The sequence below is a fragment of the Clostridium magnum DSM 2767 genome (genome assembly GCF_001623875.1).
Classification (GTDB): domain Bacteria; phylum Bacillota; class Clostridia; order Clostridiales; family Clostridiaceae; genus Clostridium_AM; species Clostridium_AM magnum.
This window is the reverse complement of sequence record NZ_LWAE01000014.1, coordinates 45,589-66,404: the sequence shown is the minus strand read 5'-3', so window position 1 is coordinate 66,404 and position 20,816 is coordinate 45,589. Positions and strand designations below refer to the sequence as shown.

The 20,816-nt window shown below is 29.7% G+C and carries 16 protein-coding genes; 10 read left to right on the top strand and 6 right to left on the bottom strand.

Going from position 1 to position 20,816, the window contains the following annotated elements; translation table 11 throughout:
- The first annotated feature begins 5 nt into the window (after positions 1-5).
- Together helD and CLMAG_RS28145 are read left to right on the top strand one after the other, a co-directional pair.
- Complete coding sequence (gene helD, locus CLMAG_RS28150) at positions 6-2,294, top strand: RNA polymerase recycling motor HelD (protein WP_066630594.1); 2,289 nt, start codon at positions 6-8, stop codon at positions 2,292-2,294.
- A gap of 177 nt (positions 2,295-2,471) precedes the next feature.
- Entirely contained in the window at positions 2,472-3,644 is a 1,173-nt protein-coding gene (locus CLMAG_RS28145) for an FprA family A-type flavoprotein (RefSeq protein ID WP_066630592.1), read from the top strand.
- Positions 3,645-3,706: 62 nt separating this feature from the next.
- Here the strand turns inward: CLMAG_RS28145 and rocF are convergent, their stop codons facing one another.
- Entirely contained in the window at positions 3,707-4,606 is a 900-nt protein-coding gene (rocF, locus tag CLMAG_RS28140; RefSeq protein WP_066630590.1) for an arginase, read from the bottom strand.
- A 606-nt stretch (positions 4,607-5,212) separates the two neighbouring features.
- Between rocF and CLMAG_RS28135 the strand changes: the two genes are divergently transcribed.
- Entirely contained in the window at positions 5,213-5,611 is a 399-nt protein-coding gene (locus CLMAG_RS28135) for a hypothetical protein (RefSeq protein WP_066630588.1), read from the top strand.
- A gap of 66 nt (positions 5,612-5,677) precedes the next feature.
- Here the strand turns inward: CLMAG_RS28135 and CLMAG_RS31230 are convergent, their stop codons facing one another.
- Complete coding sequence (locus CLMAG_RS31230; RefSeq protein WP_073393354.1) at positions 5,678-5,836, bottom strand: aspartyl-phosphate phosphatase Spo0E family protein; 159 nt, start codon at positions 5,834-5,836, stop codon at positions 5,678-5,680.
- 591 nt (positions 5,837-6,427) lie between these two features.
- Between CLMAG_RS31230 and glpX the strand changes: the two genes are divergently transcribed.
- The 7 genes from glpX (at position 6,428) to CLMAG_RS28100 (ending at position 12,164) form a co-directional block, all read left to right on the top strand.
- Positions 6,428-7,402 (top strand): class II fructose-bisphosphatase, encoded by a 975-nt coding sequence (gene glpX, locus CLMAG_RS28130; RefSeq protein ID WP_066630586.1) that lies wholly within the window; start codon positions 6,428-6,430, stop codon positions 7,400-7,402.
- A 164-nt stretch (positions 7,403-7,566) separates the two neighbouring features.
- Complete coding sequence (locus CLMAG_RS28125; RefSeq protein ID WP_066630584.1) at positions 7,567-7,755, top strand: DUF896 domain-containing protein; 189 nt, start codon at positions 7,567-7,569, stop codon at positions 7,753-7,755.
- A 14-nt stretch (positions 7,756-7,769) separates the two neighbouring features.
- Positions 7,770-8,699 carry an HPr(Ser) kinase/phosphatase gene (gene hprK, locus CLMAG_RS28120; RefSeq protein WP_066630578.1) on the top strand — a complete coding sequence of 310 codons (930 nt, stop codon included), beginning with the start codon at positions 7,770-7,772 and terminating at the stop codon, positions 8,697-8,699.
- Positions 8,689-9,237, top strand: coding sequence for a 5-formyltetrahydrofolate cyclo-ligase (locus CLMAG_RS28115; RefSeq protein ID WP_066630576.1), 549 nt, complete (start codon positions 8,689-8,691; stop codon positions 9,235-9,237). The genes hprK and CLMAG_RS28115 overlap by 11 nt, the downstream gene beginning before the upstream one ends.
- Positions 9,238-9,325: 88 nt before the next feature.
- Positions 9,326-10,264: a magnesium transporter CorA family protein gene (locus CLMAG_RS28110; protein ID WP_066630574.1), complete on the top strand. Its 939-nt coding sequence runs from the start codon at positions 9,326-9,328 to the stop codon at positions 10,262-10,264.
- A 114-nt stretch (positions 10,265-10,378) separates the two neighbouring features.
- A complete protein-coding gene (locus tag CLMAG_RS28105; protein WP_066630572.1) occupies positions 10,379-11,779 on the top strand; it encodes an aminopeptidase in 1,401 nt (466 codons plus the stop codon).
- A 151-nt stretch (positions 11,780-11,930) separates the two neighbouring features.
- Positions 11,931-12,164: a holin gene (locus tag CLMAG_RS28100; RefSeq protein ID WP_175562214.1), complete on the top strand. Its 234-nt coding sequence runs from the start codon at positions 11,931-11,933 to the stop codon at positions 12,162-12,164.
- 115 nt (positions 12,165-12,279) lie between these two features.
- Here CLMAG_RS28100 and CLMAG_RS28095 read toward each other — a convergent pair whose 3' ends face one another.
- The 4 genes from CLMAG_RS28095 to CLMAG_RS28080 all read right to left on the bottom strand — a co-directional run bounded on the left by CLMAG_RS28095 (position 12,280) and on the right by CLMAG_RS28080 (position 20,695).
- Positions 12,280-13,119, bottom strand: a complete 840-nt coding sequence (locus CLMAG_RS28095) for a PHP domain-containing protein (RefSeq protein WP_066630568.1) — start codon at positions 13,117-13,119, stop codon at positions 12,280-12,282.
- A 34-nt stretch (positions 13,120-13,153) separates the two neighbouring features.
- Positions 13,154-14,149 carry a flavodoxin family protein gene (locus CLMAG_RS28090; protein ID WP_066630640.1) on the bottom strand — a complete coding sequence of 332 codons (996 nt, stop codon included), beginning with the start codon at positions 14,147-14,149 and terminating at the stop codon, positions 13,154-13,156.
- Positions 14,150-14,258: 109 nt separating this feature from the next.
- Positions 14,259-15,533, bottom strand: a complete 1,275-nt coding sequence (locus tag CLMAG_RS28085) for a Rossmann-fold NAD(P)-binding domain-containing protein (protein WP_066630567.1) — start codon at positions 15,531-15,533, stop codon at positions 14,259-14,261.
- A gap of 302 nt (positions 15,534-15,835) precedes the next feature.
- Positions 15,836-20,695, bottom strand: coding sequence for a nucleotidyl transferase family protein (locus CLMAG_RS28080; RefSeq protein WP_066630566.1), 4,860 nt, complete (start codon positions 20,693-20,695; stop codon positions 15,836-15,838).
- Positions 20,696-20,816 lie beyond the last annotated feature (121 nt).

Here is a 20,816-nt window from a genome sequence, read left to right as displayed (position 1 = left end):
ATTAGATGGCATTAACTTATGACCAGATGAAATTAGAGCGAGAGAATTTAAAGGATACTAATACTTGGATTAATGATGAAATACTTGAAATCGAAAAAAGCGATAAAAACCTAAAGGATAAAATAGATAGTCTTAGAAAACAATCTAAAGGTAAGTATAATGAAGAACTTGAAACTAAGGAAAAGCTTTATGAGATAACTCATAAAAATTTAGAGAAATATCAGGAAGCAAAGGAACAACCCTATTTTGGGAGAGTAGACTTTAGGGAATATAGACGAGAAAAGGAAGCTTTTTATATAGGGAAATTTGGCCTAGGTGACATGACCACTGGTGATGAGAAAGTCATTGATTGGAGATCACCACTAGCGGATTTATATTATAGTGGAACCTTTGGAGATGCCTTTTATAGAGCGCCTATGGGAGTGGTTAGTGGCGAATTAAGCCTTAAAAGAAAGTTTTTAATAAGAGATAGTGAATTAAAGGATGCTTTTGATGAGGGTATAAATGAAATAATATTAAAGTCATCTAATGAAGAAGGAAACTCATTAATAGATGATTTTCTAAGAATAAATCTTGAAGAAAGTGTAAGTAGCAAACTAAAGGATGTGGTGGCAACAATACAAAAGGAACAAAATGAAATTATAAGAGCGGAAAAAAATACTGCGCTTATAGTACAGGGATCAGCAGGTTCTGGGAAAACTACAGTAGCTCTTCATAGACTTGCATACTTACTATATAAATATAAGGAAAAATTAGATGGAAATGATATATTAGTTATAGCTCCCAACAAGCTGTTTTTAGATTACATATCAGATGTACTTCCAGACCTTGGAGTAAGTAATGTAAAACAGAGGACCTTTGAAGAAATAGCTTTTGAAATATTGTCTATTAAAGCAAAAGCGTTAACAAAAGATAAGAAACTCTCAGATATCTTAGAAGAGAAGGATACTAAGAAATTGAAATTTATTACAAACAGTAGTAAGTTAAGAGGAACTATCCTATATAAAACTTTAATGGACAGATATGTGAAGTATATGGAGATAAAGGATTTAGACATTGAGGATATTAAAGTTGAGAATTATACTCTTTTTGTAAAAAAAGAAATTCAAAGGCTTTATGCAGAGGATATGGCACATTTAGCTCTTAATAAAAGAAAAGACGAAATCAAAAGATATTTTAATTTAAAGATTGATGAAAAAATAAATTCCATACTTGAAAAGATAGATTTTTCTTATGAATATCAAATTGCCAGAGTAAAAAAAACAATGGAGGATGGTATTGAAAGAAGAAAAAAACTTATAGAATTATATGATGAAAGAGATAGTAGAAAATCGGAACTAAAGGCTAAGTCTAGAGAAAGCTTTGAATATTATTTCAGTGAATGGAAGCAGATTGATACAGGAAAGTTATATATGGATTTTTTGAATAATGAAGAACTATTCGCTGAAGAAACCAGTGTTAAGATTCCTAAAGAGATTATCAAATATATTAGAAAAGAATTAAGCAGTAATTTTGAAAAAGGAATAATTGATAGCGATGATTTGGCTTCTATGTTATACCTAAAGTTTAAAATAGAAGGGGTTCCTGATAAATACAAATATAAGCATATTGTAATTGATGAAGCTCAGGATTATAGCATTTTCCAAATTGCTGTTTTAAAAGAAATGGTATTAAGTAATTCACTTACCATAGTTGGAGATATAGGACAGGGAATTTATTACTATAGGGGTATTGAACAGTGGGAAAAACTTATAGATGAAGTATTTAAAGAAGAAGCTACATATGTTCAGTTAACTCAAAGTTATCGTTCTACTGTTGAGATAATAGAATTCGCAAATATGGTGTTAATGAAGCAGAAAAATAAACTAAAACCTGCAATGCCAGTGTTAAGACATGGTAAGACACCAGAGGTTCTAGAATTTAAAACAAACAGGGAGTTTGGAGAAAAGCTAGATGAAATAGTTGCAGAGGTAGAAAAAATTAATAAAAAAAGTGTAGCTGTTATAGGTAGAAACTATGATGAATGCAAAAAAATAAAGGATCACTTAAAAAAATATAGTAATTATAATTGGGATCTCATCAAAGATACGGATAAAAACCTAAAATTGGAGAAAATAATAATACCCTCTTATATGACTAAAGGTCTAGAGTTTGATTGTAGTGTAATATATAACTGTAATAAAGAAAATTATTCTGACAATGAGTTAGATAAAAAGATATTGTATGTTGCTCTTACAAGAGCCCTTCATTTAGAGTATATTTTTTATAATGGGGAAAAGTCAAAACTTATCTAGTTTAATGGACGTGAATTAAATGTAAATATAATATGAATGAATCTCAAATATATAATAATAATTTTTAAACAATAATTATTATTATTGTTTAAAAATTATTATTTTTGTGATAAAATACTTTCATAAAAGAAGATATAGGAAATAAAAAGAATTTATATATTATTAGGAGGTTTAATTATGAGTAATGTGAAGTTAAAGGATAATATTTATTGGATTGGTGTAGAAGATCCAGATTTAAGGGTTTTTGATATTATAATGAATACAAAGGAAGGAACAACTTATAATTCTTATTTAATTGATGATGAAAAAGTAGCTATTGTTGATTCAGTAAAGGACGGTTTTTTTGATAAATTTATTTCTAATATAAAGGGTGTAATAGGAGAAAGAAAAGTTGATTATATAATTGTACAGCACACAGAGCTAGACCATAGTGGTTCGGTAAAGAGATTAATGGAACTTTATCCAGAAGCAACAGTAGTAGCCTCCAGAGCTGCTATAATATATCTCAAAGATATTATTAATAAAGAATTTAAGAGTATGGAAGCACCGCAGGAATTAAGTTTAGGTAAAACTAATTTGAAATTCATAATGGCTCCAAACCTTCACTGGCCAGATACAATGTTCACTTATGTAGAGAATAAGGAACTAATATTCACTTGTGATTTTTTAGGAGCTCACTACTGTCCTAAGAATGGCAGTATTACAGACAACAGTGTAGATTATTATGATGAAGTAAAATACTATTTTGATGTAATCATGGGACCATTTAAAAAGTTTGTATTAGCTGGTCTTGATAAAATTAAAGACTTAAAATTTGATATTGTAGCCCCAAGCCATGGACCAGTTCATGTAGAGGATATGACAAAATATATAGAACTTTATAAAAAATGGGCTACAGAAGAACTTCCTAAGGAAAAGAATGTACAAATATTCTATATTTCAGCTTATGGAAATACAGAAAGTGTTGCTAAATATATAGCTGAAAAAATAAATGCTAAAGGAATAAAAGCAGAAGCACATGAGATAACTTCAATGGATCTTAATGATATAATACCTTTAGTTGAAGGCTCTACAGGTGTATTGTTTGGATCACCTACTATAAATCAGGATGCTGTTAAACCTGTATGGGATGTACTGTCACTTGTATGTGCTATTACAAATAGAGGCAAAGCTGCAGGAGCATTTGGTTCCTATGGCTGGAGTGGTGAAGGAGTTCCAATGATTACAAATAGATTAAAGTCGCTAAAATTTAAAGTTGTAGAAGAAGGATTTAAGTTTAAATTTGTGCCAAGTGAAGAAGAGTTAAAGAAAGCTGATGAATTTATAGATAAATTCTTAGGGTTGATGTAAACTGTTAATGAAAAAACCATATATGCAGAAGATTAATCTGTATATATGGTTTTATATTTTGGTTATTGTAAATATCCAAAAGTCCAAGCAAGTAAGTCAATACATAAATCGGCAGTTTTATCATCTTGGTCCAATTTAGGATTTAGTTCAACGAAATCCATAGATTTTACAAGTTCAGTTTCCATTAAGTATTTCAAAATATATTTAGCTTCAATTACATTCATTCCATGTCTTACAGGAGTGCCTGTTCCAGGAACAAATTCCGGATCAATACAATCTATGTCAAAACTTAGGTGTACAGCGTCAATTTCGTTATCTTTCAGCTTAGAATGAATTACTTCCATCATTTTCTTTACACCCATTCTTTGAACATCTTCAGTAGAGTATACTGTCATATTGTGTTCCTTTATTAGTTCTTTTTCCCCATCATCTAAATCTCTAGCACCTATTATAAATACATTTTCAGGCTTTACCTTTATACCTTTGTAATATAGGTCTGTTAAATCGCTATATCCTAGACCCATTGCAGCAGCTAGAGGCATACCATGAACATTACCTGTCGGGCTAGTTTCGTGGGTATTTATATCACCATGAGCATCTATCCAGATAACTGCTATATTTTTATAGTATTTACTAACACCTGAAATACTTCCAAGTCCTAAGGAGTGGTCGCCACCTATAATAAGAGGAAAGCTTTTAGAACAAAGGGCACTATATACTTGATGAGATAAGTTTCTATTTACTTCAACTATAGGTTTTAAATATTTCATGGTAGAATGATAATCATATTTTTGTTGATCTTTTATATTTTCAACATATATATCTCCACAATCATAAACTGTATGATTATTCCTATTCAAAACTTCTACTATATTCTTTTCTCTAAGTTTCTTTGGACCAAAATCCGCACCTTTTTTGTCAGAACCAAAAAACATTGGTACACCAATTAAGCTAATATTCATTATAATTACCTCCATTTATAGAATTTCATTGTCTGAAGTTTTTACGTTGGTTATTGCGAATAAAATTTAATCCAGCCTGTACCATTTTAGGAGTAGTTTTTTTTAATAAGTCTTTTAGTTGTTAGTAAACTGGACGGATTTTATTGTATGCTACTTGATTATATAATAATTGAAAAAAATAAAAAGTAGTTTTAAAAAAAACAATATATTAAAAAAATTTTTAAATTTTATAAGTATTCATTTTTATAAAATATATACATACATATACTTAAATGGAATATAAGGAAATTAAAATAAATAAATTTTCTTTAGTTATCTGTATAGCTATTACAATTTAAATTTCCCGTTTTGCAGTAAATTTATATAAAAATATTTATATTTTTCAACGGCAATCTATGAATATGTTGGTATCAATTGAGGAAATATAAATTAAAGTCTTAAATTTGGTTTTATTACATCATTTGTAAAAATTATTAATTATGCAATAAAATTTTTTTATATAATATCGCACATAATACAAAAGTATTAGTAAAATTAATTCATCTGTGGTAAAATAAAATGAAATTTTAATAGCAAATTTTTACTTTAAGATAAGGAGAGTTTTTTATGGAGAAAGAAAAAATAATTAATTTTTTGTTAAATAATGACTTAGAAGAGGTTCAGGAAATAAACAATGATGGTGAAGTGCTTGTACTTAGATTCTATTATGATTTTGATGAAGATGAACTAAGTGCTGCTAGGGCTTATGCTAGTGATGAAAGTGAAGATGAAGAGGAAGGGGATTCGTGGTATGATGAATTTTTACTACCTTACCTAAATGAATTAGCTGTAGATAGTACCGGTGAAATAATTGAAGAGCTAATGGAAGAATTGAGTGTAGAGGCACAGTATATGTCTTATGAAATAGACAGAGAGAATTATGATTATAATGAATTTATAGCTGTGTTCTATGAAAAAGGTAAAAGCATAGATTTAGATGAAGTTTTAAAGAAAATAGATGAGTAATTAAATGAAAATTAATATATAACTCACAAGTAGAAATGCTTGTGAGTTTTTATAAAGTCTGAAACTTTAGGAAAAGTTTTTCTGATTTTGATATTCAACTATAAGCTTGTCTAATTTTTGGCTACATTCAACTACAGTATCATCAGTTAGATTACTATATGTCATCAAAGTATAGAGAGTTTCTTTTAAGCTATTGATTTCTTTATCTAAAGTTCCTTTATTCATGCTCTATTACCCTCCTAATTTGATTTTATGTCATAATTATTCATTTCATTTTAGCACTCTTTTATTCTATCAGATTATAAAAAATTAAGCAGATGTTTTGTTAGTCATTAAAACACACATTATTACATAAACATACATAAATTCTGTAGATAAGATGTGAATTGTTTTGTGGAGAATATGTGGAAAAACGGAAAAAAATGTATTAAAGTGCTGGTATTAAAGTGTGTGGGAATAAATGTAAAAACAGAATATTGTCTAAAAGTTTTAAAGTTTTATAGTATTTTTTATAATATGAATTAAATTAATGTAAGTTTATTGATGTGTGGGATATATTAGCGATTGTTATTTGCTTTATTTAATCACTATTATGATGTAATATTTCAATATAATTTAGACTTTATTTCATAAAATATATAAGTAAAGGTTTAATGTTGTACATTAAATCTTGTTTTGTGAAATAAATGTGATATAATATTTAAATGTAAAATAAATTAATGTGTCGAATTGTTGAAAAAAGTACATAATAGTATTTTATGCTTTTTTAAATTGATGAAAAGTGATATATAATATATATTTTGGAGGTAAAATCTTATGCTAAATACAGATATAGCTATGGGACTTGCTAGGGTAACAGAAGCAGCTGCACTTTGTTCTGCTAAATTTATGGGAAGAGGCGATAAAATTGCTGCAGATCAGGCAGCAGTTGATGGTATGGAAAAAGCTTTCACTATGATGCCAGTTAGAGGAACGGTTGTAATTGGAGAGGGAGAATTAGATAATGCTCCAATGCTTTATATAGGACAAAAAGTAGGTATAGGTGAAGAAAATATGCCCGAAATGGATATTGCTGTAGATCCTTTAGATGGAACTGTCTTAATTGCTAAAGGCTTACCTAACGCTATAGCAGTAGTTGCAATGGGACCAAGAGGAAGTTTATTTCATGCACCAGATATGTATATGAAAAAAATAGCTGTAGGTCCAGGTGCAAAGGGTGCCATTGATATAAACAAATCCCCTAAGGAAAATATACTAAATGTTGCAAAGGCTCTAAATAAAGATGTTACAGAACTTACAGTAATTGTTCAAGAAAGAGAAAGACATGACTATATAGTTAGTGCTGCTAGAGAGGTTGGAGCTAGAGTAAAACTATTTGGTGAAGGTGACGTTGCAGCAGCAATTGCATGTGGCTTTGAGAATACAGGTGTTGATATATTGATGGGAACAGGAGGAGCTCCGGAAGGAGTTATCGCTGCAGCAGCTATTAAATGTATGGGAGGGGAAATGCAAGCAAAGCTAGAACCTCATACAGAAGAAGAGAAGCAAAGATGTATAAAAATGGGTATAGAAGATGTGACCAAAACATTATTTATAGATGATTTAGTAAAAAGTGATGATGTTTATTTTGCAGCAACTGGTATAACAGACTGTGATCTTTTAAAGGGTGTTCTATTTTCTAAAAATGATTGGGCAGTAACTCATACTGTTGTAATGAGGGCAAAGACAGGAACAGTAAGATTCGTAGAAGCTCATCATGATTTAAATAAAAGTAGCTTAGTAGTAAAATAAATGTTTAAACACAATAAAAACTTCGTTAATTTTTATAATTAATGAAGTTTTTATTGTGTTTAGGAAACTTATATTTTATGATTTTTCATTGGATTATTTAATAAATTCAAGTATAATATAAAATAAAATACAATATAATTACAAATACATTAGGAGTGATAGTAATGAGAATAGAAGAAGTTATAGAAAGAATTAATTTTTTATATAAGAAAAGTCAAAATGAAGGTCTTACTGAAGATGAAAAACTGGAGCAACAGAAATTAAGACAAAGATATATAGATAATGTGAAAAGAAATTTTAGATCACAATTAGAAGGCATAAAAAGAGTTCCACCTAAAGACAAATTAAATTAAGGAGAGTAAAATAAATGTCAGTTACAGTTATTGATTTAATAAAAGATTTAAATCTTGAAGTAGTAAATAAAGGAGAACAAATTAGAGAAATTACAGTTAGTGATATAAATAGACCAGGACTTCAATTTTCAGGTTTTTATAATTACTATGCAAATGAAAGGGTTCAGATAGTTGGAAAGGCTGAATGGAGCTTTTTAGATGCTATGCAGCCTTCTTTAAGAAACAAAAGACTTGAGAAATATTTTAAATTTGAGAACCCTTGTACTATAATAACTAGAGAGTTACAGCCCCATGAAGAATTCATGGAGAATGCTATAAAAAATAAGAGATGGATTTTAAGAACCGATACTACATCAACAAGGTTTGTAAATAAACTTATGAATTATCTTGATAGCGAGTTGGCTCCAGAAACTAGGCTTCATGGAGTACTAGTGGACGTTTATGGTATAGGGATATTAATAACTGGAGAAAGCGGTATAGGAAAAAGTGAAACAGCTTTGGAACTTATAAAAAGAGGACACAGATTAGTAGCAGATGATGCAGTAGATATTAAGCAAATTGATGGAAAGCTATATGGTACATCACCTTATATAACATCAGGGATGGTTGAGGTTAGAGGTATGGGGATAATTGACATACCAGCCCTTTATGGATTAAGTTCAATATTAAGAAGGAAAGAAATACATCTTGTTACATACATCGAACAGTGGAAACAGGAACAAAATTATGATAGGTTGGGAATAGATAAAGAGTATATGGATATACTTAATGTTCCTGTGAGAAAAATGATTGTTCCTATAAGACCTGGAAGAAACATAGCTGTCATAATTGAGGCTGCTGCTGCTAACTACAGGTATAGTCTTACCACTGATGAGACTCCTGTAGATATAATAGATAGAAGAATGCAAGAGGAAGCTGAAAGGAGAAATTATAGTGGAAAATAAGAGGGAAATTAGAAAATTTATGAGAGAGAAAAGGGGAATTCTTACTAAGGAGGAAAAGGAAAGATTAGATAATGCAATATTTGAGAAGATAATAAATAGCAAAGAATATAAAGAATCAAAAAATATATTTATATTTGTAAGCTATGACACTGAACTTGACACACATAGAATTATAAAACAAGCACTGAAAGATGAAAAGGTTCTCTGTGTACCAAGAGTTATATCTAAGGATGAGGGAATGATTATAGCTCAAATTAAAAATTTTGAAGAGCTAGAACCAGGAGCATATGGTATTTTGGAACCAAGGGATAATGCATTTAAAGTAGATGAAACTCTAATAGATGTAGCTTATCTTCCAGGGCTCGCTTTTGATAAAATGGGAGGAAGAGTTGGTTATGGCGGTGGATTTTACGACAGATTTTTGAGAAAATCAAGAAAAGATTGTAAAAAAATTGGATTAGCATATAGTTTTCAAGTATTAGAAAAAGTACCTATGGAAAAAGATGATGAATATATAGATGGAATAATTACTGATTAAACCTCACACACTATGAATACTTAAATTTTTCAAAAGTTAAGTAGGAAGCCTCACTTCACAGTATTGTATTTATAGTGGTGGTGTTTTTATGAGAATATTTGATTTAACAAAGGACCTCCAGGATGTTACTGAAAATTTTAAATTTGAAAAAAGTCACTATTGGATATTGATTCATGCAAGTGAACTTGAAAAAATTAATAAGTTTATTTTGTTAGATAAAGATAGTGAAGATGAGTGTAAGAATTTTGCGCAACCATCAAAAATAAGCTTTTTCGATGGATATATATTTATTATTTTCAATACATTAGATTATTGTAATGAAATAGTTATTTCAAGAGAGTTAGGTGTGTTTTTAGGTAAAGACTATATAATAACAGTTTATAAGGATAAAATTAATATTATAGAAGAACTGATAAAGGATATTAGGGAGTCTAAAAATTGTTTTATGCTGAAAGAAAAGCCAAGAGTTTGTGTATTACTATACTATATTTTAGATAGAATAATTGTAAAGAACTATAATGTAATAGCAGCCCTTGAAGCTCAAGCGGATAAAATAGAGATAAGTATTTTGAAAAATCCTAGGCATGAGCAAATAGATAACTTGATAACTCTTAGAAGACAAGTATATAAGATAAGAAAATACTTGAACCCATTAAGGTATATAGGTGATAGTCTAGTAAGTAATGATAATTTGATAATAGAAAAAGAAAAGATAGAATATTTTATGAGTTTAAATAAAAAAATAGAAAAGTTGATGCTTGCTTTAGAAAATTTGGTTCAGGATTTAGCTTTAGTTAGAGAGGCTTTTGAATCAGAAATTGCTAATAAAACAAATGAACTTATGAAGGTATTCACAGTTATAGCTACTATATTTTTGCCTTTAAATTTAATAACTAGTATGTACGGCATGAATTTACGAGGAATACCATTAATGGGAATGAACAACGGGTGCTATTATGTGCTCTTTATAATGCTTTGTATAGTTTTTGTGCTAATATATATTTTTAAGAAGAAGAAATGGTTGTAATAATTAATATGAGGAAATAAAATATCTATAATTATTGTAATTCTATAGTATTTAAGTTTAGAATTTGCTATATGCATTATGATAACGTTATAGTAAGGTATAGATGGGAGAAAAATGAGTATGGATTTAACTAAAAAATATGAGTATGCTTGGAATAAGTATTCAAAAGATGATTTAAAAGGTTTATTTGATCTATCAGAAAGATATAAGGACTTTATGTCAAAGTGTAAAACTGAAAGAGAATGTGTGCTTGAGCTTATAACTAGAGCTGAAAAAGCAGGATATAAAAATATAGATCAGATTATAAAGGAAAAAGGTAATTTAAAATCTGGTGATAAGGTTTATGCTAATAACATGGATAAGAACTTAGCATTATTTATAATTGGCAGCAAAGATTTTGAAGAAGGATTAAGAATACTAGGAGCTCATGTAGATTCTCCTAGGCTTGATTTAAAACAAAATCCATTATACGAGGACACCGATTTAGCTTTGTTTGAAACTCATTATTATGGTGGAATAAAGAAATATCAATGGGTAACACTTCCACTAGCAATACATGGAGTTATAGTGAAAAAAGATGGAAAAAAGGTAAATGTAGTAATAGGAGAAGATGACAGTGATCCAGTAGTGGGAGTTTCAGATCTCTTGATACACTTATCTGGAGAACAGATGGATAAAAAAGCAAATAAAGTTATTGAAGGTGAAAACTTAAATGTATTAATAGGAAGTATGCCTATTGAAGACAAGGATGCAAAAGATAGAGTTAGGCAGAACATATTGAGATTACTAAATGATAAATATGGAATTATTGAAGAAGATTTCATATCTGCAGAGTTACAAGTAGTTCCAGCTGGTAAAGCTAGAGACTTTGGGTTAGATAGAAGTATGATTATGGCATATGGTCATGATGATAGAATATGCTCATATACATCCTTTGAAGCTATGATGAATATAGAAAATCCAGATAAAACCTGTGTAACTTTGCTAGTAGACAAGGAAGAGATAGGAAGTGTAGGAGCTACTGGAATGCACTCAAAATTCTTCGAAAATGTATTAGCTGAACTTATGAATTTATGTGGAAATTATAGTGAGCTAAAGCTAAGAAGAACATTAAAGAATTCAAAAATGCTATCTTCCGATGTAACAGCGGCTTTTGATCCAAATTTCCCATCGGTTATGGAAAAGAAAAATTCTGCTTATTTTGGCAAAGGTGTAGTATTTAACAAATATACTGGGGCAAGAGGAAAATCAGGCTCTAACGATGCCAATCCAGAATATATAGCTGAGTTAAGAAGAATTATGGACAAAAATAATGTTACTTGGCAAACTTCAGAACTTGGAAAAGTTGACCAGGGAGGCGGCGGAACTATAGCTTATATTCTTGCTGAATATGGAATGCAGGTTATAGACTTTGGAATAGCTCTCCATAATATGCACGCTCCATGGGAGGTTGCAAGTAAGGCTGATATATATGAGGCGGTTAAGGGGTATAATGCATTTTTGTCAGAAGCATAGATCAAGAAAAATTGATATTATGGAAAATTATTATAGGAGAAAGTTATATAGGAAAACTAGAGATTTATTTTATAAGTCTCTAGTTTTTGTTTCAAATAATAGTAACAAATAAACCCTATACTTAATAAAACAATAGTAAGGGGGGAGAATTATGGATAGATTTAAAAACTATGGATTATGGCTTTCTATAGCTGCATTTATACCCATCTTTTTGAAGGGTATTGGACTTGATATTATCCCTGATAACTATAATGAATTAGTAACTTCTTTTTTAGGCATTCTTGTGTTAGCAGGAATTATAAATAACCCACAAACTGAAAATAAGGGATATTCTGATGATAAAGTTGAAAGCAAATCAGATGAAACAAAAGAAGAGGATAAATAATTAAAGAATAGAAAAAGACTATGTTAGGATAGAATTATAATAAAGCATATTTACATTTCTTATTTAAAAACTCAATATGTTTTATGTAAAATCTATTTTAATATAGTCTTTCTGATTAAATTTCATTAAGCTTATGTAAAAATATTTCTATACCTTTTTCATCTAAAAATACTTCTCCTACTGTAGATGCATGTTTTGAATCATCTTTTGTAACACCATGGAAATCGGAGCCTGCACTAATAATTTTATTATATTTTTTAGCATAGGCTATAAATTTTTCTGTTTCCTCAGCGGTATTGGCAGGATAAATAGCTTCTATACCATGAAAAGGAAACTTCAATAATTTATCTAGGTTTATATTCCGTGCAAAAACTGGATGAGCTAATATAGTTAGAGCACCTACAGATTGCAAAAGTTGTATCCCATCTTCTGTTGCTAATTTCTTATTTGGAACATAAGCAGGACTATTGTCACCTATAAGATTTTCAAATATATAGTTCCAAGAATAATCATATCCAGCATCAACTATAGCTTTAGCTATATGAGGACGTGCTATAATTCCCTGAGCCTTTTCTAGTATTAATTTGTAATCCAACTTTATATTATAAAGGCTATCCAAGTTTTTTATAATTTTTTCTCCTCTATAAATTCTATATTCATTTAATTCCTTTAAATATTTTTTAAAATTAAAATCAATTTGTTCTATATTTTTAAAATATCCTAGAATGTGAACACTCTTATCTTCGTATAAAGTTGATAGTTCAATTCCTGGTATAACTTTAACACCAATATCCTCGCCTTCCACAATAGCTTCATCTAGGCCGCCTATGGTATCATGATCTGTAACTGCTATAATATCTGTTCCCTCTTTTTGGGCTAATTTGACAAGCTCCTTAGGAGATAACTTTCCATCAGAAACTTTTGTGTGTAAATGGAAATCGCCTTTTCTATACAATTAAATCACCTACTTGTTTAAATCTCATTTCATATTATAACCCTTCAATAATATGTTTTGCAAAGAATTCTGCTTTTTTTTCTATCTGTTCTACTTTAAATATAGACTTGGGATCATTAGCAGTTTCAGTGATTAATGCATGAGGTGGAAGTGCAAAGCCTTTATTTATATTTAAAGCACCTATAAGCTGTTTTGCCACAGAGTCACTACCAGAATTTCCAGATACAATTACGCCAAACATAGATTTATTATAGAAACTAATTTTATGATATAAAACAGTAAGTCTATTTATTGTAGCCGTTAAGTTGGCAGCTATAGCATCATTATAGTTAGGACATAACCATACAATTGAGTCAGATTTTTCAATAGATGGCAGAACATCATCTACCATAACGCCACCGTAGAAACAACTATTATGATTACCATAGTGCAAGCATAGCTTAAATGAACATCCCTTACAATCCAATACTTTTCCGTTATCAATCTGTATTTCTTTTATGCTAAAGCCCTTTAAATGTTTTGATATCATATGCCATAATTCTAAAGTATTTGAAAACTTATGTGGAGCAGAATATAATACTGTAATCTTTTTACTACCTATATTTGGAGAAGTTTTATATTCTAACAGTCTCTTGCTAAGCTTACGACATAAATCAAAGCATATGTCTTCTAAAGGTATTTGGAGAGCCTTTTGCCAAGTCAAAAAGTTTTTCATATTTGAAGTAGCTTCTACTAAAGGTTTACCCAGAAAAGCACATCCTAAATTATTCGCTAGGAAAATAATATCTTGGGCCGCTCCTTTAGTACCTAGTTCGGAATTACTATGAACAAGAAGTGCTGCTATAGAACCATAAAAAAATTCTTCATTTTTCGAGCCATGTTCTTCGAAAAAACTGAGCATTGGTAAATCAAAACCTGTAAATCCAAGCTCCATAGCAAATAATATCTTTTTATTTTTTAAATTATAAACCTCATTAGTGTTTTTTACGTATACAACGGAAGGAAAGTTGCTTATAAAGCTTTCAATCATCTTCTGAAGTTGAATTGAGATATATTTATTAGGAACTATAATGTACAAAGTATCCGTAGACTCACCCCCAATTATAATCTACTTAAATTATTTCTCTAAAAAATATAAGCTAAAGCAAGTTGTTATAAGTTTTTTGAAGATTGTTAAAAAGACTATCAGGAATAAAATTATGTGTTTCAAGTTCTATACCTGAAGAAGTTAATCTGTTTCTACATCCCATAAAAGCACCGCCTAAAAAAGTAGCACTATAATGCCAGTCACCTTTAATTGTAGATATTAAAGATAATGATCCAGAAGATAAGGCTGGAGCTACATAAGGTTTGAAACCAATAGATCTAACTTCTAAATTTGCTTTTTTAGTTTTATCTGTTAGATAATTTGAAATCTCGTCATTATAGTTCTCTATACTATCAGCAACTATTAGTCCTTCACCATGTGGACCAAATACCCGACCATTTTTTAAAAAATGAATATGTTCCTTATTTTGAGAGGCATAATAACTAGCTCTTGCATTCATAACTCCTAATCCATATCCTCTAATTTGCTCTGGTGAAAGGCCATTGAAATCATAAGTATCACTGGAATCTTTGTTACTCTCATCAAAAACAGTTTTGCAAAGTAAATCTACAGGATCGGAAACTACCGCAAATATACCTTTAAAATTATTTATTCTAGAAAGTTTAGAATAATAACTGATTATCTTTGAATTTCCTTGAAACTGAGCAAGTCTTACATCCACATCTTCTTTTCCGACTTCAGGTACACCTACAGAAACACAAAATACAAACATATCGCAGTTAAATAAATCATCTTCTTTTATAGGTACCACTACAGGATAACTCTGTTCAAAGGAAGGAGAAAGAATTTGATTACACTCATACTCCCATCTTTTCATTTTATTTTCATCCTTGTCAAAGATATTAATTCTAGATATACAATCTCCACCTAAAAGTCGAAGTCCGGTTATCAAAGTTCCACCCACATCGCCAAGACCTACTACAGTTATATGCCACTTATTGGAATTCTCATTTCCTTTCGTAACTATAGGAAAACCACTAGACAAAACCTCCTTCCAACTAGGATAAGAAGTATTTACAGAAGTTATATTTCTATTATTAATATGTTCCATAACCCAATCAGGTAAATTTATATTTTCAGTACTATTGTCTTTTAATAAATCTAGGTTTTCTTCCTTAATAAATAAGTTCTGAGGATTAGTAACACAGAAACTTCTTCTGGATTTTTTAGGATCTAAACTATTTAGAGCAAATAAACTACCTTCGTAGCTAGAGGCAAAATCTTCTGAAACATCCTCAAAAGGATATTTTTTATTAGCTATTAAAATTTTATTTTGTAATTCATAGTAAAACAACTTTTTATTCATAAAATAGTACTCCTCTCTTAACAATTATTATAACAGGTATTTTGGTGATGATATGTAATCTAGAAACTTAACTTATGTGTAGAAGTATATTTCCGATGTTGAGATTAGATTTAAATATTTTTTTATTAATCTTAGCGAGAATTCTAGAAAAATCTTAGAAGCTTAGCTATGTTTGAGGTACGAGTTTAGCTATGCTTCTTAGATTTTTCCAGAATTAGAGCTTTAGATTAATTAAAAATATTTAACGTGGCGAAACATGGAAATATATTTCGGAACATAAGTTAAGTTTCGGGTTTGCATGTCTATTCAAAAGCATGATTTAGCCTTGTCAAAAGCTCAAGGTCATTTTTTAGATAGCTAGATGCACTTAAATTTAAATTGTACTCAACGTTCTTACCTATATCTGGACATCTAGGTATAGTAAATACTTGACCTAGAGATCGTAAATTCAAATTCTTCTCATGAACAATATGATACTCATTTTCTAGAACTTCTAATATGTTAATTGAATTTTGTATACATGTTTTTGAAAACTCATATATTGCGGATTTTGAAGCATTCCTTATAAATGTTGGAAAAGTATAAGGTAAAATTAAGTTAATAGATGGAAGAAGATTTCTCTCAGGATAAGAACCACGCCAAATAGCATCTCCACCTATAAAGGGATAAAGAGCATTTTCATTAAACCATAACTTAAGTCTTGGTATGAAATGTATACTATCTACATTTCTATTTTGCATATCCATTATATCTTTTCCTTTTCCTGAAAGAACACCAACAATTATTTTTTGTACCGTTACATCTTCATTTTTCAAAATAGGATCTAAAGCCCTTATTCTGTGTCCTTTGTGTAGTAAATTATCTACTAAAATTACAGGTCTATTAAAGGAATCAATCATTTTAACTTGAGTTTTTAAGTCTAAATAGTGAGGGAATTCACCTATTCTAAAATTTTTCATATCTGGGTTAAAAAGTTTTTCTGTATGCAGAGCTTTAGTAACAGTATTGGGAATTATATATCTGTCTAATATATCTCCATAAGGTACACACATTGATGGACCCAAGGTTCTTGGCACTAAAGTTTCTGTTGGTACATTATTTTCATTACAAATCTTTCTTATCATGGATTGATGTACAAAGTTTGCATCATAAGATAAAATTAGTTCTCCAGGGTAAAGTTTAGTTATCGCTTCTTGAAGCTTTTTACGGGAAACAGATATTATGTGTTTTACCTTTGGATCACTTATAAAAGGTTCCTTAAGTATGTTTTGTATATCTAGATTTAATACGCAAGGAGCGCTCATGTTAACAGCATAAACAGGATTAGTATTATCACTAAAGGGAACTTTGACGAAACCATGCAGTCTTAATGGAGTATAAATTTCTTGGGAAACGGTATTGTTACTAAAAAAGTTTTTATATATAGCATATTCATAATCCTTTGATACACATAGAGATAGAGTTTCAGTGAGAAGTATATGTTCAAATTCCTTATATCTATATGTATTTTTCATAAAAATTCCATCAAGTAGTATTATTCTTCCTACGCTATTTTCCCGAATGTATTGAGATACTTCGGAATTCTTAAATTCATTATATAATGTAGATGAAGGAATCCAATGAAAGATAGAAAAACCTAAAATCTGATTGTTATTAGTGTTTTTTAGCATAACTATTGTTGCAGATGGTTTCAAGGCTATTTCTTTTAATTTACTTTTAAAGAAATCATTAACCTTTGAGGTGCATGAGCACAGTTTATCAAATATATCATCATTAAAATCTTCTAACACTTCTATATCAAGCCATGGCGATGTAATTAAAGACTTATCCTGAGACTCTCTTTGGTAAAAACCATTTTCATATATATATTGCTGAGACATAGGATCTACCATACTAGATATATCCCTGTCTTCATCTATATAGTTTCTAATTTGGGTAGAGCTAATATCAGAGTATTTGGAGGATAGAGTTAATATTAGGACATCTCCATCAATACTTTTCACTGAAGCATCAAAGTTTTTATCATTACCTCTCTCAAAAATTATATGAGAAAAGGTATGTATAGAATTTTTAGTTTTAGGAAGCTTATAGCTTGAGGCATTAATAACAACATCGCTTCCTACAGCTATGTAAACTTCAGAGTTTGGAAAGTTCTGTCTTAAAATACTCAAGTCTTCTTCATTTGCAATATTTACAGGTAATATACCTGGGTATATATATATGTTTAATTCATCAGATATAGATATATTAACTAAATTTGCTCTTAAAAGACCTGGAAGAGTTTTTTTGGACCAAGAGAATTCATCAATTGCTAAATATACTTCAAAGCCCAAGTTACGTATATGCTTTGCTATTTCTTTGTGGCTTAAAGAAAAAGGGTCAAAGGTTCCTGGAAAAAAAGCCACCTTATCCGGTATAGGTATATTTATCTCCCCGTAAGAAAAGGTAAAATCTGATATAAACCTATATATATGATTCAAACTAGCAGATCTTGTTAGAAATAAAAGTTCTTGACTGTCATTAGTAGTTATAAGAGTAAGGACTTTTTTAGCTATAAGCTTAAAAATGACTTCTTTTTTCTCTAAAGAAAGAGAAGTTGTACCAAAAATATCTTTACCGATAACACTAAAGGCAGATTGTTTAACTTGTGGCTCATAATTTCCAAGTCCATTTAATAGTATCCCAAGCATTTTATTTAATCTATTATAATATGATTGCTTACCTTCCTCAAAGCGAGTTTTATATAAATCATAGGTTGATATAGTTATACCAATAGTTTTTAGAGTTAATGATTTTAAGTTTATATTGGAGCTCTTAATTTTTACTATGCAATCCTCTATAAGCTCATCTAATTCTCTTGGCTTCAGCCACAAAATAGCTTGGCCGGCATATCTAGGGATATACTCTGTGAATTTATTTCCCTCGATTTCCAGTGCTCTAAGTAACTCAACGGCCACTTCGTTTCTTTCTGCAAATGTAAGCTTAGGCATAATTTTTAAAACCGCTTTCCCTGCAAGGTTCCGTATACTTTCTATGGCACTTACCTTCAATAAGTTACAAAAATGTATAGCAGTATGAAGTCCATTTGAATGAGGGTCTTCCAGGGCATGACTTAAAAGAAGTTCTATCTGGTTTCTTTTTATTATCCAATCAGTAGCCGCTTTTAGATTACTTAGAAAAATATCAGTAACAGCTCTTTTACTCAATTCACAATAGTATTTGAAAATATTTATATTTTCAGTTAAGCCTAATGCAGTATTAATTTTAAATAGCAAAAGATTTTCCGCAGAAATTTTACTCTTAGTAGTTATAGAGATAAAATGTAGTTTTAATTTTTCTGTAAAGCTATGGTAAAATGGCAGCTTATTTATTAAGACTAAAGATGCTTCTATAGCTTCAAGTCTAAGGATAGTGTTTTCTTCTTTTAATTTAGAAAAAACATATGAAAAAATCACTTCTAAGTTATCATCGTATGGATTTAAGGGTATAAACTTTGCTGTTTCAAGTAAAAAAAGGTCATATTCCGTATTTTTATATTTTTCATCTGAATAATAATTTAAAATACACTCTCTATAGTGATTTGTTAGGGAGTTTCTGCAAGTAAGGAATAGAGAGTTTATCATAATGCTAAGACTATAGCCAATATTAAATCTGTGTGAAGGTATAACGTTGTGTCCAGGAGATAGCATTGATTCAAAATATTCTTTTAGTAGATCAATGCTATTTATAGAATTAATTAAAGGAGTAACATTTTCAGGAAGTTCTTTTCTATATTCTTCATCGAAAATGGCAATCAAATTTCCTATTAATTCTGCACAATGTCTTCTTATGTCATCCTCTGGATGAATAAGATTCTCATATAAAAATTTGATGGTTTGAAGTTTTTGCTGCTGAGTAAGATAAGTAGAGTACTCCTCGAATATTCTTATATATTCCCTCAGGTTTTTCCAATCTTTTTCACTTCGAGCTAAGTCTAATATATCTTCAAGGGAATATTCGTCACGAAGTTGGTGCATTAGGTTTATATTATGGTTTATGGATAGATATTTTAAGTTCTGAACTATATCATTACCTTGTAATAGAGTGTAGTTTTCTTTTTCCTTCTTTTTAAGAGTAAATCTGTGTTTTGGTACTAGGTTTATGCCCAAGTTTATAAGAAAATCCTCGAAATCCTTTAACTTAGAATAGACCTTTTTATATCGGTTATTTTTTTTACTATCTACGTTCTCAAGTTTATCTAAAATTACATGAAAGGCATCCTCCAAAGAAAAAAGCTTCATCTGTCTTATACCATTAAGGGTTTCATCCTTTACTCTAAAATCTGAATAAATTAGAAGTAAGGATTCTAAGGAAAGATTCTCAAGTTCTAAATCCCAAGTAGAATGATTTATAGCTATATTTCTTATATAATTTATTTCATGTCTCTTAAACCATTGATCGGTATAATAATAGTGTAAATGAGGAACTCTTTTAAGTTCTGCACCTTTACAACCATATTTTCCTATATCATGACCGCCAGCAGCACCAGAAACCCTTCCTAAGTCTACTGTAATACCTATACTTTTTAATTGGCGGGATAAATAGAGAGAAAGATAATGTACTCCACATACGTGATCTAGAGTGGTAAAGCCCGTCAGTTCTCCATTTATTTTCATCATTTCATAAGTGTAATTATCATTAAATGCTTTAACAAATTTTCTATATTCTTGAGGATGTTCAAGTTCATTTTCTTCTTCTAAGGTCAAAAAATCTATAGGGTATTCACTTTGCCAGCTTCCATCTGCAGCTTTTTTTTGTGTTTCACATAATATGATAAATATTTTTAAGTATATCTCACAAGGGCCTGCTAATTTGTCAGATAAATCTATAGTAGTAGCTTCAGGAAAATTTTTGTTTAATGTATATTGATATATATAATTGAGCCAATCTGTAGGTGAATCATCCATAGCTAATTGGTCTAGCAGAGGTTTACATAGATTTACACATCCATTAGCAGTAAAATCTTTTTTTTCTACTAATTTTTTTAATTCATCGGTAAATACTTTACTCCGAATATAACTATCAATGCAAAATCTATCTATAGACCAGCTTTGTGACCACTTTACACTATTAAGACTTTTTATTATTCTATTGTAAGTTTCGCTGTAAGATACAATGTACATAATTCTTCTCCTTAATTAATACTATTTACAGAAAATTATATACTTTCCTAACATATTTTAAAAGTATCCTTTAGAAAAAATTAGTAGACTTGGTTAGCTTAAAAAGCAATAGTGAAGGATA